31 protein-coding genes and 1 riboswitch are annotated in these 23,610 nt (G+C 31.4%); of the genes, 25 read left to right on the forward strand and 6 right to left on the reverse strand.

The window, feature by feature from the left end; genetic code table 11:
* Positions 1-8: 8 nt before the first annotated feature.
* The 4 genes from J418_RS0107995 to J418_RS0108010 form a co-directional block, all read right to left on the reverse strand.
* Positions 9-1,442 carry a sensor histidine kinase gene (locus J418_RS0107995; RefSeq protein WP_017750860.1) on the reverse strand — a complete coding sequence of 478 codons (1,434 nt, stop codon included), beginning with the start codon at positions 1,440-1,442 and terminating at the stop codon, positions 9-11.
* Between the two features lie 18 nt (positions 1,443-1,460).
* The gene (locus J418_RS0108000; protein WP_017895322.1) at positions 1,461-2,213 is read right to left on the reverse strand and encodes an ABC transporter permease; all 753 of its coding nucleotides are present in this window, start codon (positions 2,211-2,213) and stop codon (positions 1,461-1,463) included.
* Positions 2,200-2,925 (reverse strand): ABC transporter ATP-binding protein, encoded by a 726-nt coding sequence (locus tag J418_RS0108005; RefSeq protein WP_017895323.1) that lies wholly within the window; start codon positions 2,923-2,925, stop codon positions 2,200-2,202. Before J418_RS0108005 ends, J418_RS0108000 begins: the two co-directional genes overlap by 14 nt.
* Before the next feature lie 67 nt (positions 2,926-2,992).
* Positions 2,993-4,246, reverse strand: a complete 1,254-nt coding sequence (locus J418_RS0108010) for a hypothetical protein (RefSeq protein ID WP_017895324.1) — start codon at positions 4,244-4,246, stop codon at positions 2,993-2,995.
* A gap of 134 nt (positions 4,247-4,380) precedes the next feature.
* Between J418_RS0108010 and J418_RS16945 the strand changes: the two genes are divergently transcribed.
* From J418_RS16945 to J418_RS0108030, 4 genes are read left to right on the forward strand one after another with little or no spacing between them, the layout of a single operon-like run.
* Positions 4,381-4,518 carry an HMA2 domain-containing protein gene (locus tag J418_RS16945; protein ID WP_257725563.1) on the forward strand — a complete coding sequence of 46 codons (138 nt, stop codon included), beginning with the start codon at positions 4,381-4,383 and terminating at the stop codon, positions 4,516-4,518.
* A 10-nt stretch (positions 4,519-4,528) separates the two neighbouring features.
* A complete protein-coding gene (locus J418_RS17070) occupies positions 4,529-4,690 on the forward strand; it encodes an HMA2 domain-containing protein (RefSeq protein WP_257779780.1) in 162 nt (53 codons plus the stop codon).
* A gap of 35 nt (positions 4,691-4,725) precedes the next feature.
* Entirely contained in the window at positions 4,726-5,106 is a 381-nt protein-coding gene (locus J418_RS0108025) for an HMA2 domain-containing protein (protein WP_017750855.1), read from the forward strand.
* A gap of 27 nt (positions 5,107-5,133) precedes the next feature.
* Complete coding sequence (locus J418_RS0108030; protein WP_017750854.1) at positions 5,134-5,319, forward strand: hypothetical protein; 186 nt, start codon at positions 5,134-5,136, stop codon at positions 5,317-5,319.
* Between the two features lie 27 nt (positions 5,320-5,346).
* Here J418_RS0108030 and greA read toward each other — a convergent pair whose 3' ends face one another.
* Entirely contained in the window at positions 5,347-5,808 is a 462-nt protein-coding gene (gene greA / locus J418_RS0108035; RefSeq protein WP_017750853.1) for a transcription elongation factor GreA, read from the reverse strand.
* A gap of 123 nt (positions 5,809-5,931) precedes the next feature.
* Here greA and J418_RS0108040 point away from each other — a divergent pair, with 123 nt between their 5' ends.
* From J418_RS0108040 to dut, 6 genes are all read left to right on the forward strand, one after another.
* A complete protein-coding gene (locus J418_RS0108040) occupies positions 5,932-7,626 on the forward strand; it encodes a methyl-accepting chemotaxis protein (RefSeq protein ID WP_017895325.1) in 1,695 nt (564 codons plus the stop codon).
* 118 nt (positions 7,627-7,744) lie between these two features.
* Positions 7,745-7,885 carry a hypothetical protein gene (locus J418_RS16590; RefSeq protein ID WP_017750851.1) on the forward strand — a complete coding sequence of 47 codons (141 nt, stop codon included), beginning with the start codon at positions 7,745-7,747 and terminating at the stop codon, positions 7,883-7,885.
* Positions 7,882-8,604, forward strand: coding sequence for a LytR/AlgR family response regulator transcription factor (locus J418_RS0108050; protein WP_017750850.1), 723 nt, complete (start codon positions 7,882-7,884; stop codon positions 8,602-8,604). Before J418_RS16590 ends, J418_RS0108050 begins: the two co-directional genes overlap by 4 nt.
* Before the next feature lie 103 nt (positions 8,605-8,707).
* The gene (locus J418_RS0108055; protein WP_017895326.1) at positions 8,708-9,001 is read left to right on the forward strand and encodes a hypothetical protein; all 294 of its coding nucleotides are present in this window, start codon (positions 8,708-8,710) and stop codon (positions 8,999-9,001) included.
* Positions 8,992-9,561, forward strand: a complete 570-nt coding sequence (locus tag J418_RS0108060; protein WP_017895327.1) for an MFS transporter — start codon at positions 8,992-8,994, stop codon at positions 9,559-9,561. The genes J418_RS0108055 and J418_RS0108060 overlap by 10 nt, the downstream gene beginning before the upstream one ends.
* A 75-nt stretch (positions 9,562-9,636) precedes the next feature.
* Positions 9,637-10,065, forward strand: a complete 429-nt coding sequence (gene dut, locus J418_RS0108065) for a dUTP diphosphatase (RefSeq protein ID WP_017750847.1) — start codon at positions 9,637-9,639, stop codon at positions 10,063-10,065.
* A 24-nt stretch (positions 10,066-10,089) separates the two neighbouring features.
* Here dut and J418_RS0108070 read toward each other — a convergent pair whose 3' ends face one another.
* Positions 10,090-10,839: an MBL fold metallo-hydrolase gene (locus J418_RS0108070; protein WP_017895328.1), complete on the reverse strand. Its 750-nt coding sequence runs from the start codon at positions 10,837-10,839 to the stop codon at positions 10,090-10,092.
* A 129-nt stretch (positions 10,840-10,968) separates the two neighbouring features.
* Between J418_RS0108070 and J418_RS0108075 the strand changes: the two genes are divergently transcribed.
* The 15 genes from J418_RS0108075 to J418_RS0108145 all read left to right on the forward strand — a co-directional run bounded on the left by J418_RS0108075 (position 10,969) and on the right by J418_RS0108145 (position 23,606).
* On the forward strand, positions 10,969-11,340 hold the full coding sequence (locus tag J418_RS0108075) for a VOC family protein (protein WP_017750845.1): 372 nt from the start codon (positions 10,969-10,971) through the stop codon (positions 11,338-11,340).
* A gap of 64 nt (positions 11,341-11,404) precedes the next feature.
* Positions 11,405-11,506, forward strand: a riboswitch (TPP riboswitch).
* A gap of 101 nt (positions 11,507-11,607) precedes the next feature.
* Positions 11,608-12,909 (forward strand): phosphomethylpyrimidine synthase ThiC, encoded by a 1,302-nt coding sequence (gene thiC / locus J418_RS0108080; RefSeq protein ID WP_017750844.1) that lies wholly within the window; start codon positions 11,608-11,610, stop codon positions 12,907-12,909.
* A 74-nt stretch (positions 12,910-12,983) separates the two neighbouring features.
* Complete coding sequence (locus tag J418_RS0108085; RefSeq protein WP_017895329.1) at positions 12,984-13,316, forward strand: single-stranded DNA-binding protein; 333 nt, start codon at positions 12,984-12,986, stop codon at positions 13,314-13,316.
* A 148-nt stretch (positions 13,317-13,464) separates the two neighbouring features.
* The gene (locus J418_RS0108090) at positions 13,465-13,803 is read left to right on the forward strand and encodes a hypothetical protein (RefSeq protein ID WP_017895330.1); all 339 of its coding nucleotides are present in this window, start codon (positions 13,465-13,467) and stop codon (positions 13,801-13,803) included.
* A 45-nt stretch (positions 13,804-13,848) separates the two neighbouring features.
* Complete coding sequence (locus J418_RS0108095) at positions 13,849-14,694, forward strand: flagellin (protein WP_017895331.1); 846 nt, start codon at positions 13,849-13,851, stop codon at positions 14,692-14,694.
* Between the two features lie 287 nt (positions 14,695-14,981).
* The gene (gene flgB / locus J418_RS0108100) at positions 14,982-15,383 is read left to right on the forward strand and encodes a flagellar basal body rod protein FlgB (protein WP_017750840.1); all 402 of its coding nucleotides are present in this window, start codon (positions 14,982-14,984) and stop codon (positions 15,381-15,383) included.
* 12 nt (positions 15,384-15,395) lie between these two features.
* Positions 15,396-15,827, forward strand: a complete 432-nt coding sequence (flgC, locus tag J418_RS0108105; RefSeq protein WP_017750839.1) for a flagellar basal body rod protein FlgC — start codon at positions 15,396-15,398, stop codon at positions 15,825-15,827.
* 14 nt (positions 15,828-15,841) lie between these two features.
* Positions 15,842-16,174, forward strand: coding sequence for a flagellar hook-basal body complex protein FliE (gene fliE, locus J418_RS0108110; RefSeq protein ID WP_017895332.1), 333 nt, complete (start codon positions 15,842-15,844; stop codon positions 16,172-16,174).
* Positions 16,175-16,189: 15 nt separating this feature from the next.
* The gene (gene fliF, locus J418_RS0108115; RefSeq protein ID WP_017895333.1) at positions 16,190-17,803 is read left to right on the forward strand and encodes a flagellar basal-body MS-ring/collar protein FliF; all 1,614 of its coding nucleotides are present in this window, start codon (positions 16,190-16,192) and stop codon (positions 17,801-17,803) included.
* A 6-nt stretch (positions 17,804-17,809) separates the two neighbouring features.
* Positions 17,810-18,826 carry a flagellar motor switch protein FliG gene (fliG, locus tag J418_RS0108120; protein ID WP_017750836.1) on the forward strand — a complete coding sequence of 339 codons (1,017 nt, stop codon included), beginning with the start codon at positions 17,810-17,812 and terminating at the stop codon, positions 18,824-18,826.
* Positions 18,810-19,586, forward strand: coding sequence for a FliH/SctL family protein (locus tag J418_RS0108125; RefSeq protein ID WP_017895334.1), 777 nt, complete (start codon positions 18,810-18,812; stop codon positions 19,584-19,586). Before fliG ends, J418_RS0108125 begins: the two co-directional genes overlap by 17 nt.
* Positions 19,587-19,609: 23 nt before the next feature.
* Entirely contained in the window at positions 19,610-20,917 is a 1,308-nt protein-coding gene (gene fliI, locus J418_RS0108130) for a flagellar protein export ATPase FliI (protein WP_017895335.1), read from the forward strand.
* A gap of 15 nt (positions 20,918-20,932) precedes the next feature.
* Positions 20,933-21,382: a flagellar export protein FliJ gene (fliJ, locus tag J418_RS0108135; protein ID WP_017895336.1), complete on the forward strand. Its 450-nt coding sequence runs from the start codon at positions 20,933-20,935 to the stop codon at positions 21,380-21,382.
* A gap of 6 nt (positions 21,383-21,388) precedes the next feature.
* Positions 21,389-22,840: a flagellar hook-length control protein FliK gene (locus tag J418_RS0108140; RefSeq protein WP_017895337.1), complete on the forward strand. Its 1,452-nt coding sequence runs from the start codon at positions 21,389-21,391 to the stop codon at positions 22,838-22,840.
* A 19-nt stretch (positions 22,841-22,859) separates the two neighbouring features.
* Positions 22,860-23,606 (forward strand): flagellar hook capping FlgD N-terminal domain-containing protein, encoded by a 747-nt coding sequence (locus J418_RS0108145; RefSeq protein ID WP_017895338.1) that lies wholly within the window; start codon positions 22,860-22,862, stop codon positions 23,604-23,606.
* Positions 23,607-23,610: the final 4 nt, after the last annotated feature.

Below are 23,610 nucleotides of genomic sequence, written 5' to 3' on the forward strand. Positions count from 1 at the left end.
ACATCCCCCTATATCTTGGAAAGTGAGATTATTATACTTGTACCTTCATTTATGTTGGATACAGCCCATATCTTTCCTTTGTGACTTTCAACAATCTGTTTTGCTATAGCCAATCCAAGGCCACTTCCTTTAGCGTTGCTTCTTGCAGAATCTACCCTATAGAATCTGTTGAATATTTTATTTATATCACCTTTTTTGATCCCAATTCCATTGTCTTTGATTTCGATTATAATGCTTGTAGATGTTTCTCGTAAAATTATATATATTTTGCCGAATTCTTTATTCATGTATTTCCTTGCATTGTCTATTATATTTAATATAACTCTCATAAATCTATTTCTATCAATCATAAAATATTTGGTGTTGTTTAAATTGTTTTTCAAAGTTATTTCTATGTTTGATTTTGCAAGCTCAGGCCTGGTTTCTTCTACACAGCAGCTGAAATATTCCTGAATGTCTGTTTTTTTATAATTAAAAGGCAGCTGTCTTAAATCAAGTTTTGAGTATAGAAGCAAGTCATCAATCATCGCATCCATTTGTTTTGTCTTTGAATTTATGGTATTTAAATAGTGATTTAATTTTTCAGGAGTATTTGCTACTCCATCCAGTATACCCTGTATATAGCCTTCTATGGATGTTATGGGAGTTTTTAAATCATGGGATATACTTGATACCAGCATAGTTCTGTTCTGATCATATTTTATTCTTAGTCTTATAGAATCCTTCAATTGCAGTCTCATTTTTTCAAAGTCAGAGCACAGTTCGCGAATTTCTTCATCACCATCTTCCGCAACTTCAAAATCTAAATCACCATGACTTATTTCTTTTATAGCTTTTTTCAACAGAGTTATTGGATTTAATATTTTCATGGAAAATATATAAGAAGTAATTATACTCATAATTGCAAAGCATATAAAAAATGTAATTAATACAGTTATAATCAAATTCCTAAAAAAATTTGATTCTACTGCTGTTGGGACTAAAAATATTGCTTTACCAGGGGAACCATCTTTAAATATTATAGGAAAAACATCTACTGAGTAGTAGATATTTTGTATTTGTATAGAATTCCACATATTCTCATATGATTGTTCCAAAGTTTTTTCCATATCAATTTTGCCTAAATCCTGGGATGAAAATTCAATATTACTGTTTTTTGTTATTATGATTTTCCCATCTATAGTTACCAGTTTTTCATTAAGATATTTTTGAAATTCCACATTATTTTTAATACTGTCAATGCTTGTCTTAGCTATATCCTTGGATGTGCTTAACAATTCAGATTTCACAAAGGAAGCTTTTTTAAAATCATTATAAGTCATGCTTGCGTTAAAAAACTTTGAGGAAATGAATATAAATATCAAGGCAACTATTATTGTAATTATAAATGGGATTATTATAATTAAATTATTGTATATAATCAAACGCTTTTTTATATCCATTTATACCTCCTGTATAATTTAAAAATCTCTTTTGTCAAATATATAATAACCGGCAGTGAATAATATTATATCATAACTTAATATCATCATAAAATCGCGAAATATTTTAAACAGTGGAATGCCATCCATAATCCACAGATTATACCATCCAAACATAGATGTAAATAAAATACCTGAATAAGAAGGAAAGAAAATTTCAAGTGCTTTAAAAGCAATAAATATGAGTATGGACAAGAAAAATACAGCTATTCCACTCTTGAGTATATTTGTCAGAATTACGATTATAAGGCATAGAATCATCACTGGAAGTATGGTAACTATATAGGAAAGTATTATTTTGGATACATCCAAAAAATTGAAAGAATTCAAGTTAAATATTATACCTGATATTATAGACAAAATCATGCATAAAATTAAAATTGAAAATGCAAATATGAATATGGACAAAATTTTGGACAAATAAAGTTTAAATCTGGATACTGGTCTTGTAAGGGTTATTTTCATTGTGTTCTGGGAAAATTCACCGGAAAAACTGTCTATAGTGATAAGGGCTATAAATAGTGGAAGAAGGGTATTTATAATTATAGACAATATAAGGAGTGGAAATTCACTGCTTGAAACTCCCTGTACACCAAAATTATTTCTTAATACAGATATAAATATTTGACCAAATACGATAAATATCAGAGAAAGTGCTACTGCGACCATAGCCTTTTTCTTTTTGTACAATTTTTCCAGTTCATTTATTAAAGATGTTTTAAAATTTGTCATTTCTTTCTACCTCACTTACAAAATAATTTTCAAGGGAAGCATAGTTATTTAATATATTTTTAGTATTATCTACATTAATAACTTTACCATTGTATAGAATGCCTACTTTATTACATGTCAACTCAATATCATGAATAAGATGACTTGAAATAAAAAATGTAGTTCCTTCATTTTCTGCTAGATTTTTTATGATATTTCTTACATTTATCATTCCTTCTACATCCATTCCATTTAATGGTTCATCAAGAATTACAACTTTGGGTTTGGATAATAGTACAGATGCAATTCCAAGTCTTTGCTTCATCCCCAGGGAAAATCTGGTTGGTTTCTCATCCTTGTATTTCAACAATCCCACAATTTCCAAAACTTCTTCAATTCTGCCAGCATTTATGCCTTCATAGTACCTGGAAAATTGTTTTAGGTTTTCAAATGCTGTTAAATAGGGATAGGTTTCTGCAGTTTCAATGATACATCCAACATCGTACATTGCCTTTTCAAATTCCGTTAAAATGCTGTATCCGAGTATTTTTACATTACCGCGATCAGGTTTTATAAGTCCTGTCATTATTTTCATTGCCGTAGTTTTTCCAGCTCCATTTGGTCCAAGAAAGCCAAAAATATCTCCTTTATATATGTCAAGATTTATATTGTCTATTCCTCTCCCGTTTTTGTATGTTTTACATAGATTGCTTATTTCAATAACTTTTTCCATCTGTGTACCTCCAATATCTATGGATAACTGCTGAAAAATACAGCAGTCATCTTGATAAATTAAATTTTTAGTTAAAAACTTTATTATATTGGGAATTAAAGTTAGAAGAATTAATTCCATCTATGTTAAAGTATATAATTGCCTGATCTGAGTTAATATATAAATCACCTTTTACTTTTGATTTTGAATTGTCAATTCCAGTAATGTCTGCATTAAAGTCATTTCCTCCGCTTTGCTTGTTAAAATTACCATTGAAATCGAATTTTTGATTTCTATCCTCATATCCATTTATATATTTTGATTCATAAGTTCCAGCTACGGAAGTATTGTCTATTTTTTTAATACTTACTATACTTTCACCAATTTTTATGAATTTACCTTTATCTTCAATTACTATATTGTTTGAGTATTTACCGATATATTTTTCAGGGTTTGAAAGTTTACCAGTATTAGAAGAAGTTTGTACTATTGTTTTTTTATCTGAAAGGTCAGGTTTTTTTACTACAGTTGAATTTATATCACCTATCTTTACTAGTACTTCAAAAGTCAAATTGTGATTTTGTCCATTTTTATCTGTACCTGAAAGAATTCCTGATCCAAGTGCACTTTTAATTAATCCATTTTTGTCTGTAGCAACGTTTCCTTTAATATTTTTTACGAATATGTTGCTTTTAAGTTCAGGAATTTGCTGTGTCGTAGTACTTCCATTATCAGAACGTACATTAAATGAATTTTTAAACTGGAAGGATACAAGTGCATTTACAAGTGATGGAATTTGTGTATTATTGAGGGAACCTGAAATTTCCTTTGATCCATCCTGAGTTACATTAACTGCAACAGAGTCCTTTAGATTTCCTACAATGGCATCTGATATTTTTTCAATATCAGAAGCTCTATCTTCATCAAAAGGATTTTTCATTCCCCACATATTATCTGTACCATTTGTAAAATTAGTTACATAATAAGAGGGGGAATCCTGAGATTTAGTTATCATACTGCTCTTGTCGATATAGTAATAACCTTCAGCTTTTTTTATACCATTATAGAGAATATCTTTACTTTCTTTTGATTTATTTGCCATATCATATTTATTTATATCATTTTGAGAGTAAACTATACTTGTACCATCTTTTATGACAAATGACATATCCATAGTATAACTTGAGAGATCCTTGGTGCAGCTTTTTGCCGTATATTTCAATGAATCCTTAAGTTGGTCATAGCCGCTTTTTGAATTTACTTCAGCAAAAGCTGTAGTTGCGAACATCATGATTCCAACAGTAAAACTTATAGCAACAGCAGTTTTTTTCTTTAATTTCATTTTCAATTCTCCTTGCATTCAAATTGGAAGTACTTCCTAATTATATTTTAAAGTATTTATCTCTATTTTATCTAAACTAATTCTAAACAAAAGCTAAACTTTGTCTTTAATAGTTATAATGTTATAGTATTGAAATAAAAAATATAAATACAACTACAGGTACAATACTTTTGAATTTTAAGGAAAAAGATATGAAACCGGTTCTTGTAATAGGAATAATTATAAAATTACTTGGCCTGGAAGAGAAGATAGGCAAAAAAATGAACCTTTAGTAAAAAAGAGATTGATACTCTAAAAGACAGTGTAAATTTGGCTGTATATGATAAAACTAATGGAATTTTTGACTTTAAATCTATATTAACCTTGGTATTAATTGCAGTTGGAATTACTACATATATAAAGAGACCTGAATCACTTCCAAATGGTATAAACTATTTGTGGTAGGCCTATTCCAATACTATATAAATGGGGGAGTTCAAATGATAGATTTAAAAAAGTATGTTTTAAAACATTTTACTAAAATAAAGGTTATAAGAAGTGCACCTGGAAGGATAAGATTAAAACTGGCAAGCTCTGCTAAATTTCCTAAACAGAGTTCTAAATATATGCACTATTTGGAAGAAGCAATAACCATGCTGGATGGTGTTGACAAAGTTACTTTCAATAATGTAATAGGTACTATACTTATAGAGTATAATATAAATATAGTTTATGAAGCTAAAATATTGAAATGGATGGATACTATAATAGAAACTGGGATAGATAATTTTGATCTTATAAAAAATTATGGAGCTAAAAATTTGAGTTATGTTGAAAAAAAATTGAAACAACAGCTTGGAGAGGCTGTTAAATACGTCTAGTATAAATCCCGGGAGGTTGTGATACAAATGATGTTTAAAAGAAGGTCTATACCACTTTTCAAATGCCGTGTAGTGCATAGTATACCAGGACGAATCAGGGTAGGTTGCAGGGCATTAAAGTATTTGAAGGAATTTAACTGCAGAATAGAGAGAAGCTTGATAAATTCAAGTGCTGTAAAAACAGCTCATATAAGTAAGTATAGGATAAAATAAAAATTTCCCGATAAACGTGGGAAATTTTTATTTTATATTTTCAATTTTTACAGAGTATTGACCTTCAGGAGATTTTATAGGCACCCTATCTCCTATAATATGCTTATATATAGCCGAACCAAGAGGAGATTCTATACTGATTTTATTATTCATGGGGTCAGCCTCTATTGTAGTTACTATTTTGAATTTTTCAATTTCATTTTTTTCAGAAAAACTTAAATATACTGTCTTACCAATTCCAACTTGATTTTTTGATGTAGAATCCTTTATTATTTTTGCAGTACGTATCATTCTCTCAAGATAACGTATTCTACTTTCATTGTGAGCCCTGTCTCTTTTGGCGGCAGTGTATTCGTAATTTTCACTTAAATCACCTTGGGCACGCGCCTCTTTAAGAGATGCATTTATCTTCCATCTTGTGACTACCTTGCGGTGTTCTATTTCAGTCCTAATCTTTTCTATAGCTTCTTTTGTAAGATAATTATACATTTGTATATCACATCCTTTTGGAATATTATACAAATATAATATCATTTATCAGAAGATATTTCCATAACGAAGATATTTTTGATATACTATATAATGAAAAATAAGTCGAAGGAGAGATTAATTGTGCGAAACAAGTTGAAATTTAGAGGAAAAATATATTCTGCATTTATAATAGTTTTAATCTTTACACTTGTATTTCTAACTATTATAGGAGTTAAAGTTAGAACATTAAAATATGCCTGGGATACGAGTATAGTTTTAAATAATGTCCAGGACATGAGAAATTCACTTAATTCATGTGGAATAAATGTTAGGGATTTAGAAGTGGTGAAAGGTGGAACCAATATAAGTGATAGAAAACAGTGGATAGACAATTCCATACAAGACTATGAATCGGCTAGAAAAAAGATGAATTCATTAATCAAGCTTGACAATGTCAAAGATTTAATGAAAACTATTGATAATAATTCAGAAGTTTACTTTTCTTATGTAAGCAAAGTTAAAAATTTAGATGATATGTCCAAGATATCCAATTCGGATATGAATAATTTGATTAGCAGTGAAAAGCAGCTTCTCAATAATTTGGACGAGCTAGTTCAAAGTGTAAGTAGTATGAGTAGTACAGCTATATCTCAAGGCGTGGCTATAATAAAATACATAATAACGATGTTTGTTATACTTATTATAGGTATTGTATTAATCACAATAGCCTGTGCGCAAATTCTTAATAAGGATGTTTCAAAGCCAATTGGAATAGTCAGTGCCAATTTAAAAAAATATTCTGAGGGGGATTTTACAGGTAAAATCCCAGAAAAACTGTTGAACCGAACTGATGAAATAGGAGAACTTTTCTTATCCTTGAATCTTATGAAGAAGAACCTATCTGATCTTTTTGAAAATATTGAACTATGTTCTCATGATTTGAATAGTACAAGTTCAAATCTTTCAAATACAGTTAATGATATTACGGATGAATTTAACAGCATAAGCAATTCTACAAATCATATATTGAATGTAGTTCAGGATACTGGAGCATCTTCCGAGGAAATAAGTGCATCTGTTGAAGAAGTTGATTCAAGTATAAATGAGCTTTCAAGCAAGGCGTTGGATGGAAGCAATAATTCTGGCGAGTCAAAGGAAAGAGCACTCAAAGTGCAGGCAAGGGGTAAAAAGGCTATAGATAAAATAGAGTCCATGTATAGACAAAATGAACAGAATATTTTACAAGCAATTGAGGATGGCAAGGTAGTTGAAGATATAAAATCAATGTCTGATACTGTAGCTTCTATTGCAGAACAGACTAATTTATTGGCACTTAATGCAGCCATAGAGGCAGCAAGGGCAGGAGAACAGGGAAAAGGCTTTGCAGTTGTTGCAGAAGAAGTTAGAAAGCTTGCAGAACAATCTAAAGAAGCTGTAGATGGAATACAGAGTACTATTTTAAAAGTTCAGAAGGCATTTAAAAATATGTCTGATACTGGTAATGAAATATTGGTATTTATGCAAAAAGAAGTAAATCCTGAATTCCAAAATTTTAAAAAGGTTGGAGATAGTTATTTAAGAGATTCCAACTTTGTAAATAAGATGTCAGAGGATATAGCAGCTATGTCAGAAGAATTAACGGCTACTGTGGATCAAGTAAGCCAAGCTGTTCAGGGTATGAGTGAAAGTTCGCAGAAGTCTTCTGAAAGTGCAGGTCTTATTGAGGAAAATATAGCCAAAACTTTAAAGAGGATGGAAAGAATTTCAGAATCTGCAGATAATCAACTTCAAATGGCTGAAAAATTAAATAACCTTATAAATAAATTCAAAATTTGAACAGGAGTTTGATGGTGTCCAGTAGAGAGTGCCTCCACTGGACTTTTGAATGGCAAAATTAATGTGTTATAATAATCTTCATAAAAGAATTACGGAATTTAAAGAGGAAAGATGAATTATGGGAGATACTTATGTAATATTGATTAAGCTTATGGAAAGGGCATCTCTCCTTGTAATATGTCTATTCATTATAACTAGAATACAGGGATTTAGAAATGTATTTCTCGAAGATAATTATAATCAGAAGGTGAAAATATGAAAGCTATAATAGCAGAAGATGAATTTTTGGCCCGGGAAGAGTTGAAACATCTTATAAAAAATTACAGCAGCATAGATATTATAGGAGAGTTTGAGGATGGATTGGATGTTCTAAAATTTATTCAGCATAATGAAGTGGACGTAATATTCATGGATATAAACATACCATCCATTGATGGTGTAATGCTTGCTGAAAATATAAGTAAATTCTCAAGAAAACCATACATAGTATTTATTACAGCTTACAGGGAATATGCAGTAGATGCTTTTGAATTGGAGGCATTTGACTATATATTGAAACCATATGACAAATCAAGAATTAAATCCATGCTAAAGAAACTTGAAATTGAATATATGGAAAAGATGCATGGATTACCTGAAAATACCATGATAAATAAAATAAATTTATGGAAAGATGATAAAATAATTGTAGTCAATATGGACAATATTTGTTATTGTGAGGCAAAGGAAAGAATAACAGAGGTATTTACCAAGGCTCAAAAATATATTGTAAATAAAAGTATATCAGAATTTTATAGTACACTTCCCAAAGATAAATTTTTTAAATGTCATAGATCCTACATAGTAAATATAAGCAAAATACAGGAGATAATACCATGGTTTAACAGTACCTATAACCTGAAATTGGATGGTATGGAATTTGAAGTTCCCGTAAGCAGAAGCAATGTGAAAAAATTCAAGCGTATTATGAATATATAAGTGTATTTCATGCAGCCTTTTCAGCAGTTCATTCATAAACTAAAAGGTTTGTTTTCTAACATTATATAATAATGATAAAGAAACAAGCCAAGGGGTGAATTACATGAAAAGCATATCAAAAAATAATCATTGGTTAATAGTAATCGGTTCAGTAATTGCACAGTTAGGATTAGGGACAATCTATACATGGAGTTTATTCAATCAGCCCATTGTAAATAAATTTGGCTGGGATTTGAATAAAGTTGCATTAACATTTTCTACACTTGCTTCGGGAAAGTTGCAAGAAAAGTTTGGAATCAAAAAGCTTATTTCTATATGCGGAATGGTACTGGGAATGGGATTAATTTTACTGTTAAACAAATGCTTAAGACAAAAGAGGCATATTTGTTGTTTATAGCTGTATTTACAGCTTGTATGAGTGGACTATATCTTATAGGAATTGTGAAAGATATAGGGGTAAGATTGGTAGGGCTTGATGTTGGGATAGCTGCAAATGCAGTTGCTTTGGTTGCCATATTCAATACGGCAGGAAGGATAGTTCTTGGAACTATTTCCGATAGATTTGGCAGGACCAAATTACTTTCACTTTCGCTCATAACAACAACGGCAGATACTTTTGTACTGAGTTTTGCTCACCTGAATTTTGCAATTTTCTTCATATGTGTAAGTGTAATAGCATTTTGTTTTGGAGGCAATATTACAATTTTTCCACCTGTTGTAGGAGAATTCTTTGGGCTTCGCAATCAGACTAAAAATTATGGGGTAATATATCAGGGGTTCGGAATAGGAGCCCTGTCAGGATCCATTGTTGCAGGTGCCATGGGAAGTTTTAGAATCACTTTCATAGTAATAGGTGTTATGTGTATCATATCATCTTTAATTTTGGCATTTATAAAACCACCAAGAGTTACTAATAGTGAATCTGTTGAACTTAAATTAAATAAGCATATAGCTTAAAATAGCTGGAGATTTAATCTCTGGCTATTTTTTATTTTTATAGTATAATACATTTGGAAAGGATGGATATAAATTATGAAATTGCTTGTAAAAAAAGTTAATGAAAAGGCAGTTATACCTTTTTATGCACATGTTGGGGATGCGGGACTTGATCTTTTTTCAGTTGAGAAGTCCATATTAAAGCCAATGGAGAGAAAACTCATAGCAACAGGTATAAAGATTGAACTCCCTAAAAATACAGAAGCACAGATTAGGCCGCGAAGTGGTTTGGCCTTAAAATATGGAATAACACTTTTAAATTCACCTGGAACAATAGATGAAGGGTATAGAGGTGAAATAAAAGTGCTCGTAATAAATTTAGGCCAGGAACCTTTTTTAGTGGAAGAAAATATGAAAATCGCCCAAATGGTTATAAAACCTGTAGAACAGGTTTTGGTGAAAGAAGTTTATGAATTGAGTGATACTGAAAGAGGCGAAGGGGGTTTTGGCTCTACGGGAGTTTAGACAATTACAATTGACGGTTCACAATTATAATTGTGAACTGTCAATTAAAAAAGTTTCTCCATTTTTGTGAATGGTCATGATTTTTGTACTGTAATCTTTCATTGCATCTTTAAAGTTATCCGTAGTAGACATTTTATCCCACAGATGCATGGGAAAGAATATTGAAGGATTTATCTCTTTTATAAAATATTTCCCGCCTTTAAGATAGTATTCTTCAAGTCTTGGATCTACAGGAAAAAAGGCTATATCAATTTTTTCACCCTTTAATTTAGATATTTCATATTTAAAATTTGCTTCTGCGTCTTTTTGGTCCTGCAAAGAATCTTCCTTCCAATGCCACCAGTTTAAATCCCCTGCATGAAATAATGTGATATCATCTACTTTTACCAAAAATGAAATTCCTATATCAGTGGAACCAAAAGCTTTTATATATACACTACCTAAATTTATATTTTCATATTTGGAGAGCTTATAATAATTTTGTACTGGACGTTTTAATTTTATATCACTACTCAGTATATATTTTATATTTTTATTGTAAGTACTCCATTTTAGTATTATTGGATTAAAGTGATCTGCATGGCTGTGAGACGAAAATACGAATACATTTTTTTTATTCTTTATAAGATCTTTTGAAATAACTCCATTTTCCAGAGTTCGTTCCTTTCCTTGAAAATTGTCCTTATAGTAATCGAATATTAAAAAATGTTCTTTTGTTTCAACGGCAAATCCGCTGTGATATAAATAATGAACTTTTATTTTATAATTATTCAATGAAATCACCTCGTACTTTTTTATAGTTGATAAATTTTCTAAATATAACCTTATTTTATAATAACTATAGATAAAAAGTAAATATAAATGCTATAATATACTTAATATAAGTATGTAATGGAGGTATGCATGTTGAAATTTAAATTTGACCATAATAATATAAATGTATTAAATTTAGAGAAAACAGTAAAATTTTATGAAGAGGCTTTAGGATTCAGGGAAATAGGAAGAAAAATTCCAGATGACAATAGTTTTATACTTGTGTTTATGGGAGATGGGCAGAGTAACTATAAAATTGAGCTTACATGGCTTAGAGATAGAAAGAAACCTTACAACCTAGGAGACAATGAGATACATATGGCAGTTACAGTAGATGATTTTGATGCTGCATATAAACATCATAAGGAAATGGGATGTATATGTTATGAAAATAAAAAGATGGGACTTTATTTTATAGCTGATCCTGATGGATATTGGACTGAAATATTACCTGCGAGATAATTGTAAATTGCATCAAGTTGTGTTAAACTGATATTGTATTGTTTTATGGATAAAATTAAATAGGATTTGTTACTGGGTGTGCCATATGGCTGAGAGGGATTTATATCTCAAACCTTAGAACCTGATGTAGTTAATTCTACCGTAGGGAAGGTAATATATAATTAAATTCATTGTTATATATTCAGCTTTCCTTTTGGCAAGCTGATTTTTATTTATAGGTCTATACATCATATCCAGTAGCACTAAATAAATGGAGGTGCAAATAATATGAATTATTCAACTCAAATGGATGCTGCTAAAAAGGGAATAGTTACTAGAGAAATGAAGAGAGTAGCTGAAAAAGAAAATATGGAAGTAAAAAAACTTATGGAACTAGTTGCCAAAGGACAGGTCGCAATTCCAGCAAATAAAAATCATAAATCACTTGATCCTGAAGGTGTAGGAAGTGGCCTTAAGACTAAAATAAATGTAAATTTGGGAATATCAAAAGACTGTTATGACATTGATTTAGAGCTTGAAAAAGTAAAAAAAGCCATTGATATGAAAGCGGAAGCTATAATGGATTTGAGTTCTTTTGGAAAAACAGCAGAATTTAGACAAAAGGTTATAAATATAAGCAGTGCAATGATAGGCACTGTTCCAATGTACGATGTAGTTGGCCTTTATGATAAAGAACTCAAGGATCTTACAGAAAAAGAGATTCTTCAAGTCATTGAAAACCAGGCCAAAGAGGGTGTGGACTTTATGACTATCCACGCTGGTATAAACAGGGCTACGGCGGAAGTATTCAAGAGAAATAAAAGGCGTATGAACATAGTTTCAAGAGGAGGATCACTTATATATGCATGGATGCAGTTGAATAACAAGGAAAATCCTTTTTATGAATACTTTGATGAAGTACTTGATATATGCGCCAAATATGATGTTACTATAAGTCTTGGAGATGCCTGCAGACCAGGATGTGTTTCAGATGCCACAGATGCAGTTCAAATAACAGAACTTATAGCTCTCGGAGAACTTACTAAAAGAGCATGGGAAAAAAATGTACAAGTTATGATAGAAGGACCTGGCCATATGGCATTAAATGAAATAAAGGCAAACATGGTATTTGAAAAGAAGTTATGCCATAATGCACCTTTCTATGTACTTGGACCATTGGTTACGGATATTGCACCGGGATATGATCATATTACAAGTGCCATAGGCGGAGCTATTGCAGCCTCATATGGAGCAGATTTTCTATGTTATGTAACTCCAGCTGAACATTTGAGACTTCCTACACTTGATGATATGAAAGAGGGGATTATAGCCGCTAGAATAGCTGCTCATGCGGCAGATATAGCAAAAGGTGTAAAAGGTGCTGTTGAATGGGATAATAAGATGGCAGATGCAAGACAAAAGCTTGATTGGGAAGAAACTTTTAAACTGTCTATTGATCCCGAAAAGGCTATGAGATATAGAAAAGAGTCTACTCCGGAATGTGATGATACTTGTACCATGTGCGGAAAAATGTGTGCCGTTAGAAATATGAACAAGGTTATGGGCGGAGAAGATGTAAATATACTTTAAATTACTCTATTTGTTACGTTTAAAATCCTCCAAGCTGGATATAATTATAAAAAAACAGTTGGGAGGTAAATAAGTTGAATAATGTAACTCTTATAGGTAGATTGACTGGAGATGCAGATCTCATAAAAATAGAAAATAGCAAGAGAAGTATTCTGAGATTTGTATTGGCAGTGGATAAAGGATTTGTGAATAAAGAAGGACAAAGGAGGGCTGATTTTATTTCTGTATCTTATTTTAGTGGAGGAGCAGAAAAACTTCAGCAGTATCTGACAAAGGGAAGACTTTTAGGTGTTACAGGAAAGATAACCACTAAAAGTTATGTAAAGGACAGTGTAAAAAAGTACTACACCAATGTAGAAGCTGATACTATTCAATTTTTGGAATATAAAAAGGAAACTCTGGCTTAAATCAATTTTTAAGTATAAAAAGTCGAACTCTATATGTTCGGCTTTTTTATATACTGTAATTGACAGTGATATATAATTGCTGATAATATTAAGTATATAATAATATATGTTATTAAAGTTTCAAAGTAAGTCGAGGGTGGGGAGAAGTTTGGACCAAAATGAAAAAGTATTAATTAGTAGAGAATGTATAGAAAAGATAAGAACGGAGTTAAAAATTATAAAGGTAAATACCAATAATAGAAATTTTAAAAAAGATGTATCTAAATTATTGGATATGCTTGAAAGTGAATTAAATTATGATAATATATCTCTTAAAGAAAAGATATTTAGTAAGATGAAGGAAACTAAAAATTCGGATCCAAGTATGAATGCAAATTTGTATATATTGTATCGCAATCTGGTAAATGGTCGTATAACTGAAGAAGAAGCACTTGAATTATATAATATGTATATAAAGATAGAACCTTATGATAAAACAATAGAATAAACAATTTATTTATATTTTAAATTATATAAAGAGGAAGTGAATTTTATGAGAATAAGTTATAACATGCCGGCGCTTACAATGCATTTACTCCAAAATCAAGCTCTAAATAGGCAGAGCGGAAATTCACTTAGAATATCAAGTGGATATAAAGTAATAACTGCTAAAGATAATCCTACAGCTCTTGTACAAAGTGAAAATATAAGAATGCAAATTTCAGGACTTCAAGTTGCATCAAGAAATGTTCAAGATGGCGTAAGTATGCTTCAGACTGCAGAAGGTGGACTTCAGGAAATAACAAGTATGGCTCAGAGAATAAGGCAGCTTAGTGTCCAGGCAGGCAGTGGCTCAGTTACAGATAGTGATAAACAGAAAATACAAGGTGAGATAGATCAGATGATAGATGGTATAGATTCCATTGCAAAAGGCACAGAATTCAATGGACTAAAATTACTTAGCCAAAAAAATACATTAACTATGCCAGTAGGTGCCAATGCTGGGGAAAGTGTTGATATACCTCAGATAGATTTGAGTAATAGTGGAGATAGTTCAATTTCAAGTTTATATACTATAAAGTCAGGGGGAGATAATGATATATTAAGCGGAGATATTCAAGATTCCTTAGATACTATAGATGAAACTATAAATACAATAATTTCTACTAGAAGCCAGTATGGTGCATTGGAAAATAGATTTGAAAGCAATTATAATAATATACAGGATTTAAATGAACAGATGACAAGTGCTGATAGTAGTATAAGAGATTCTGATATGGGTGAAGAAATAATGAACTATTCCAAGGAGGACATAATTGTTCAGGCATCCAATGCTATGATTGCACAGGCGAATAAATTGCCGCAAGATATACTGAGTATACTAAATAATATAAAATAGTCATGTTTATGACAATTAAAGATACTTGTCTTATGGTCAGGTATCTTTTTATTTATGAAAAATAACATTTATCTTAAAAATAATAGTATTTTATCAATATTTTAACAAAAAACATGAAATAAACATTTGAAAAATGTCAATAAATTTAAAACATAATAATTTTAGCCATAGAATTTAATTAGTAATTATGATAAAATTAAATATATTTATAACAGATTTGACATAATTTTAATATAAAATTAAATTTGATTTAAGGTTTTTTTTAACTCGAAAGAAGGCGTAATGAATTGAACATATCAAATATTTCAAATGATCAATTAACAGACAATTTACTCGGTGGGGGATTAGATGCGGCATCAGCTAGAAGCAGCGCTATATCAAATAATATAGCCAATATCAATACTAAAGGGTATAAAAGGCAATATGTAACCTTTGAGGAAAACCTTAAGCAAAGTATGGATAATATCCAGTTGAAAAAAGACGATACAAGGCATATCGGTTTGGGTAATGATCAGGGTTCTATAACTACACATACTGATAATTCTACAAGCATGAGAGATGATGGCAACAATGTGGATATTAATGTGGAGACGGTAAATCAGGCTGCAAATGAGCTTATGTATAATTCACTTATTACTTTGGAGAATAACAGATTGAATATGAGAAAATCTGTAATAATGGGAAATTAGGAGAGTGATTTTATGATTCAAGCTTTTAATACTATGAGAATAAGCGCAAGCGGACTTTCGGCAGAGAGTCTTAGAATGGATACAATATCATCCAATATGGCAAATGCTGAGACTACTCATGGAGCAAATGGACAACCATACAGGAGAAAGGTGGCAGTCTTTCAGGAAAATTTAAACAGAGAGTTAAGTAAAGACGGAAAATATGAGAATGTACCTATGGGGGTAAAGGCTGTTGGTGTAGAAAATGACAACTCATCTTTCAGAAGGGTTTATGAACCATCAAATCCTGATGCAGATGCTCAGGGATATGTTTTAATGCCCAATGTAAATATATTGAATGAAATGGCTGACATGATGACTGCAACCAGGTCATATGAAGCTAATGTAAGTGCTATTAATTCTGAAAAGTCTATGTTTTCAAAAGCTCTTGAAATAGGAAAATAGGAGGATATGTACATATGAAAATAAATGGATACACGCCAAATACAGATATATTTAAGAATGTAACTGGAAATACTTCCAGTTTGGATTTATACGATGATAATAATGGAGCAAATAATGTAAATGGAGTATCTGATTTTGGTAATCTGTTAAAGAATAAACTTGATGAAGTGAACAATGATCAGGTAAAGGCAGACAACAGTATACAATCATTTATAAGTGGAGATAAAACGGATATACATAATGTTATGCTTGATTCAGAACAGGCTAAAATGTCACTGGAACTTGCAGTTCAAATGAGAAACAAGCTTGTTGAGGCATATCAGGAGCTTAATAGAACACAGTTATGAAGGAGCGCTTAATGAATGGCTAAGCTATCACAATTCTTTAAAAATTTAAAAGATAAATGGAAACAGTCGAGTAACAATAAAAAGGCAGCTGTTATTATTGTATGTATAGCAATTATAGGAGCACTGGTATTTGCGGGAATATCCTTAGGAAAGACTAAATATGCTGTATTGTTTTCCAATTTGAATTCTACGGATTCAGCATCTATTTATAAACAATTGCAAAGTGACAAAGTAGATGTGAAAGTAGAAGGAAACTCAATACTTGTTCCTAAGGATCAAGTGGATAAGATAAGAATGCAGACTCTTTCTGAAGTCCAACTTACTAACGGAAGCCAAGGGTTTGAATTATTGGATAAAAGTAAATTTGGGGAAACAGATCAGCAGTTTAAAGTTGATTATCAGAGAGCTCTTCAGGGAGAGCTTGAGAGAACCATAAAATCAATGTCTCAAGTTAGTGATGCAAGGGTACATCTTGTACTTCCTGATGATACTGAATTTGTAAAGGATACTACACCGGGAAGTGCCTCGGTAACAATAAAATTAAAAGCTGGGCAGCAGTTAAGTCAGGATCAGGTTAAAGCATTGGTTGAATTGGTATCTGGAAGTGTAAAGAATGTACCCAAGCAAAATGTAGAAATAGTAGACAGCAATATGAACCTTTTATCAAGAAATTTATATCAAAGCAATAATGGAAATAGTAGTGATTCTGATAGTTCTTCCGATTCGGATACTTCAGTTGAAAAACAACAGAAATTGCAGCAGGATTATGAAAATGATCTTCAAAAAAAGCTTCTCTCCATGTTAGAATCTGTATATGGAAAAGATAAAGTTAAAGTTACAGTAAATGCAGATTTGGATTTTGATGCAGTTCAGCAGGATTCTACAACTTATGATAAAAATAACGTAGTAGTAAGTGAGCACACTATAAATTCCACGAATACAGATGGTGGCACAAATAATACTGGAACAAGCCCTGTGGACAATAATATGAGCAATACTACTGCTTCAAACACAAATAATGGCAATTCAACAAGCAATGAAGTTACAAGAAATTATGATGTGCCTAAAGTGGAACAAAAGACCATAAAGGCTCCAGGAAGTGTGAAAAGACTTACAACTTCAGTGGCATTGGATGGAAATGTAGATGATGCAACAAGGACTGCCATAAGAAATCTTGCAGTTTCATCAATAGGATACAATGCAACAAGAGGAGATACTATAAGTGTAGAATCAATTCCTTTTGATACTACAGCACAGGATAATGCTAAAAAGGATTTAAATGCAATGCAGCAGGCAGAGAGTACAGCCAAACGAAACAAGATAATAATGATAGGAGCAATAGCTGGGGCTATATTGATAGCAGCAATAGTAGGTTTTATATTGTGGAGAAGAAAACATGCTGAAGATGATGAAATTTTTGATGAAGATATAAGCCCTCAGGGGATAGATACTGTTATAGGAGATAATGACATGACACAGGAACAGCCTAAACCTAAATTCAAACCAGTGGAGTTTGAAGAAGAAAATGAGGATACTCACGTTGAAAATGAAATAAAGAAATATGCAAAAGAAAAGCCGGATCAGGTTGCTGATATAATCAAATCATGGTTAGCAGAAGATGAGAGGTGATGTAAAATGTCTAAAGATATTCAGCAATTAACTGGTGTACAAAAGGCGGCCATACTCTTTATAACGCTAGGTCCTGAGGCGGCTTCAGGAATAATCAAAAAATTGCCTGAACCAGAGATACAAAAAATAACTTATGAAATAGCAAATATATCTTCTGTAAAGTCAGATCAAAAAAAAGAAATACTTACGGAATTTATTCAGATAAACAAAGCCAAGGACTATCTCATAGAGGGCGGAATTGAATATGCCAAAAGTCTTCTATCAAAAGCACTTGGAAATCAGAGAGCTATGGAGATATTGGATAAGGTAACAGAAGCAACCCAGAAATTCAGACCTTTTGCTATAGCTAGAAAGGCAGATGCCCATCAGCTTTTAAATATAATATCAGATGAGCATCCACAAACTATAGCACTCATACTATGTTATCTTCAACCAGATAAGGCTGGGCAGATATTGTCCGCCCTACCTGAAAATATTCAGGCAGAGGTAGCATATAGAATAGCAACTATGAGAAATACATCGCATATGGTTGTGAAAGAAATAGAAAAAGTTCTGGATGGAAAATTGTCATCTGTAGTTAAATCTGATATGAAGATAATTGGTGGAGTTTCAACAATTGTAGATATACTCAATCAAGTTGATAGAAATACAGAAAAGAATATTACAGAAGGTCTTGAAAAAGAAGATGCAGAATTGGCCGAAAAAGTCAAGGATTCCATGTTTGTATTTGAAGATATCATTACGTTGGATGATGTATCAATACAGAGAGTTTTAAGAGAGGTAGATACAAAAGAACTTGCACTTGCACTTAAAGGTTGTTCAGAAGAAGTTGCAGATTGTATATTCAGGAACCAGTCAAAGAGAGCTTCTGCTGCACTGAAAGAAGATATAGAATTTTTGGGACCTGTTAGACTTATGGATGTAGAAAAGTCACAGCAGAAGATAGTCAATATAATAAGAAGACTGGATGAATCAGGAGAAATAGTATTATCAAGAGGTGGAGAAGATGCAATCGTCGTATAAAGTCATATTAAAAGGTGAAAGCATTGAGAGAACACATACAAAAAAGATACTTACTGACTATACAAGTAAAAAGAAACCTGAAGAAAATGCAGAAATGGAAATGCATCAAGGTGTAAATAGTTATGAAAATCTAGAAAAAACTATTTTAGAAGATGCAAACAGAAAAAAAGAAAGAATATTGAATGATGCTTATGAAAGAGCATCTCAGATAGAAAAACAGGCTAAAGATAATGGATATAATGAAGGTTACAATGTAGGAATGAAAAAGGGCAGGGAAGATGGATATAAGTCTGCTTATGAAGATGGATATAAGAAAAATTTTGATAAAGCTAAAAAACAGGGTGAAGAGATAAGGAAAAATGCTGAAAATGTATTAAATAGTGCAGTACAGGAAAAGGAAAACTATTTAAAAGAAAAAGAAATTCAAATAAAACAGACTATAGTAAATGCAGTGGAAAATATATTGAGGCATGAAATTATGGACAAGGATAGTTTAAATGATGCTGTATTTGATGCATTAAAGCAGATGAGAAATACAAATACCTTTATAGTGAAAAGCAGAAAAAAGTATTCTTCAGAGTTCAAGAAACATGTTGATATATGGAAACAACAGATGCCTTTTAAAGGAGATATATTTGTAATACCCGATGAATCCGTGGAGGAAGGCAGTGCCATTATAGAAAGAGATAATGGAAAAATAGTTTTAGGTATAGATATTGCATGTGATAAATTAAAGGAAATACTTGAAAATGAAGGATAAAGTTTAAAATTGAGGTGAAGTTTTTGATAACCATAAATTTTGATAAAATAAATAAAAAAATATCAGAAGTCAGCTATGATTACCAGGAGGGAATTGTAAAAAAGGTTATTGGGCTAACTGTAGAAGTAGAGGGAATCAAAGCTTCAGTAGGAGAAGTATGTACTATATATAATGAGGAAAACAGTAAAATCACCTGTGAAGTAGTTGGATTTAATGAAAATAATGTAATATTGATGCCGCTTGGAGAACTTAGTGGAATTGCACCGGGCTGCAGAGTAGTACCTGAAAGAACTCCACTAAGCGTAAGGTGCTGCGATGAGTTGCTTGGCAAAGTAGTTGATGGCCTCGGAAACACCATAGATGGAACTACTATATCAGGTGGAGTTCAGTATTCACTGGATTCAGAACCTCCAAACCCGTTAAAGAGAAAGAGGATTAAAGAAGTTATTCCAACTGGGATAAGAGCCATAGATGGATTTCTTACTTGTGGGGAAGGACAGAGAGTAGGAATATTTGCAGGAAGTGGAGTTGGTAAAAGCACTACCCTTGGAATGATTGCAAAATATGCTGAAGCAGATGTAAATGTAATAGCCCTTATAGGCGAAAGGGGCAGGGAAGTAAGGGACTTTATAGAAAAAGACCTTGGAGAAGAAGGTATGAAAAAGTCAATCATAGTATGTGCTACATCTGACAAACCTGCCCTGGTAAGATTGAAGGGGGCATTTACAGCTACAGCAATTGCAGAATACTTTAGAGATAAAGGAAAAAAAGTAATTTTGATGATGGATTCTGTTACAAGATTTGCCATGGCGCAGAGAGAAATAGGACTGGCAATAGGAGAACCTCCGGCAACCAAGGGATATACTCCTTCTGTATTTGCAAAACTTCCAAGACTTATGGAAAGAGCTGGAATGTCTGATGTTGGCTCTATCACGGCTTTTTATACTGTACTGGTAGATGGAGATGATCTAAATGAACCCATTGCAGATTCTGTAAGAAGTATATTGGATGGACATATAGTACTTTCCCGTGCTCTAGCTAATAAAAATCATTATCCTTCTATAGATGTACTTGCAAGTATAAGCAGACTTATGTCTGAAATAGTATCAAAGGAACACAAAGAAAAAGCTTCTCTAGCACGAGATATGCTTTCAACTTATAAAAATTCTGAGGATCTTATAAATATAGGAGCCTATGTCAAGGGAAGCAATAAGAAAATAGATATGGCAATGTTATATTATGATAAGATAATCTCCTATCTTAGGCAGAGAGTAGATGAGAGTTCATCTTTCGATGAAAGTGTGGACAAACTTCAGAAAATTTTTAGTTGAACAGAGGCGTAGTATATGAAGAAATATGAGTTTAAACTTCAAAAACTTTTAGACATAAGAGAAGATCAAGAAGATAAAAGTAAGATGGAATTTCAGAAAGCCAAAGAAGATAGTATGAAGGTAAAAGAAAAATTGGATTCTATGAAGTACAGTTATGACAAGTATAAGGATCTGTCACGTGTTAAAAATCCGATACAACAAAAGATAACGCATATATATTTAAAATCATTGACAGAAAGTATAGATGCTGCCGAAAGAGAATTTCAGAACAAACAAAAAATAGTTGAAGTTAAAAGAGAAGAAATGAAAAAGAGACAGATTGACAGAAAAACTGTAGATATTTTAAAGGAAAAAGATAAAACTGCTTTTATGAGGTTTGAAAATAGAATAGAACAAAATCAAAATGATGAATTTGCTCTATATGGATTTATAAGAAAAAATTTATTATTGAAAGAAGGTGAGTAGTATAATATGGATGTTAATACAGCAAATGTTAAAATTCAAAACTCATATTTAAATTCTTCTAAAAGTGATACTGGAAATACCAATTCAGTGCATGATGACAGTTTTAGTAAAATGGTAAAAAAATCAGTTGATGCTACTAAAGACAATAGTAATAGTAATATTGGTAAAACTAAAGTCGATACAATAAAACAAGATAATATTGATAAAGAAGTTCCAAAAAAAGAAGAATCAAGGCAAGAAGATTCAAAAATTGAAAGTTATCTAAAAAAAGCAGGATTTACAGATGAAGAGATAAAAAATATAAAAGAAAAAATTGACAATAATCAAATAAGTGAGGGCAGCATATATGATATGCTTAGTTTGTTATTTGGGAATAATGCAGACATCGATATTCAATCAAATGATTTTTTGAATATAATATCACAAGAATTAAGCAGTAAAATATTGAATAATTCATTTAGTGGAGATACATCAAGTATTAAAGATATTATAAATACAGTTGTAGATACAAAATTGAATTTTTTAAAAGATGTGTTGGATACTTCCAATCAGGGAAAACAGGTTTTAGAAAAGATATCTGAGAAGGTGTCTGCAAATATAATGGCACATTTGTCCCAATCTCAGGCAGCCGGTAATAAAAATATTATCGGTGAAACTGATTTAAAAACACAGATTTATATGGAATTAATAAATAAACTCAATTTAAAATTACAAAATACTTCTATTAATAATAGTGAAACGCAAAATAGCAATATAGTAGATAATAAATTACTTCAAGCTTCCAATTCAGACACCAGTATATTGAAAAGTGTTAATATGGATTCAAATACACAGGTGAATGATTCCGAAAATCAAAATAACAGTACTTCAAATAATAACAGCAATAAAGATGCAGATGTCCTTAATAAAATATTGAATTCAGGTGATAGTAATAATAAAATTGACAAAACAGTTAATTTTATGACTCAATTCAATAATATTAATAATAAAAATACTATATCAACTGAAAATCCATTGGAAAATTTAAATATCAATAAAAATTCTTTTACTGAAGATATAATAAAATCCATTAAATATATGGAGACCAATAATGTAAAAGATATGACTGTTAAAATTTCTCCTAAAGAATTGGGTAATATAACTATAAATTTGGTTATGGAAGAGGGAAAAATGAAAGCGGTAATTACAGCTTCAAACAAAGATGCTTATAATATTTTAAATTCAAATATTCAGGATTTGTCAAATAAATTTCAGAACAGTGAAATAAAAATACAAAATTTTTCATTGAATCTCTATCATGAAGATACTACATTTTTTAAAGGAGAAGGCAAAAATAGACAGGATCAGGGAAGCAGCAAGCAAAACAAGACATTAAATATAGATAGTATATCTGCTGATGAAGATACAATATTGCAGCATGATGAATACAGTGAAAATAATGTAGATATGCTTGCATAGTTTAGAGAGGAGAATGTAAATGCCTATACAGGTTTCAAATTCAAATAATTATAGTGTTCCAGCGTCTGCAGATAGTACATCAAGTAATGACCAGAAAAGTTATTCAGTAGACTCCACAAGTACAAATACTACTGATAGGGGAACCAGAATAGTAAAACAGGGTCAGGATATAGATGAAAACATGTTCTTGAAAATATTGTCAGCAGAGCTTGCCAATCAAGATCCTACAAATAGTGACAATCAAAGTGGTACTGAGTATGTAAGCCAGCTTGCACAATTTTCATCATTACAACAGATGCTTAATTTAAACACTACAAATAAATTAAATGCTGCCAACTCACTAATAAATAAATATGTTACTTTCAGTGATACTGACTCCAATGGAAATGCTGTCAGTGGTATAGTAACTGGTGTGATAAAAGATGGTGACAGTACATATTTAAATGTTATGGTAGGTCAGAGTACTGATGATAAAGGCAATGTGTCAAATCAATATCAGAAACTGGATATAAATGATGTACAGAGAATTGATGATTTGGGAGATGCTTATAATCAGACAAGCAATAATATGATACTTCTTACAGCAAGTTCACTTATTGGTAAAAAAGTTGATATAGATCAGAAAGATGAAAGTGGAAATAACTACAGTGGAATTGTTCAATCTGTATCCAGAGGTAATGGAACCATAGCTGTAAAAGTACAGCTTGAAGATGGGACAAGTAAAGAATTCAATTTTGATGATGTACTAAATGTAAAAAATTCATAAATCA

It is taken from the genome of Clostridium tyrobutyricum DSM 2637 = ATCC 25755 = JCM 11008, from assembly GCF_000359585.1.
In the GTDB taxonomy this organism is placed as follows: Bacteria; Bacillota; Clostridia; order Clostridiales; family Clostridiaceae; genus Clostridium_B; species Clostridium_B tyrobutyricum.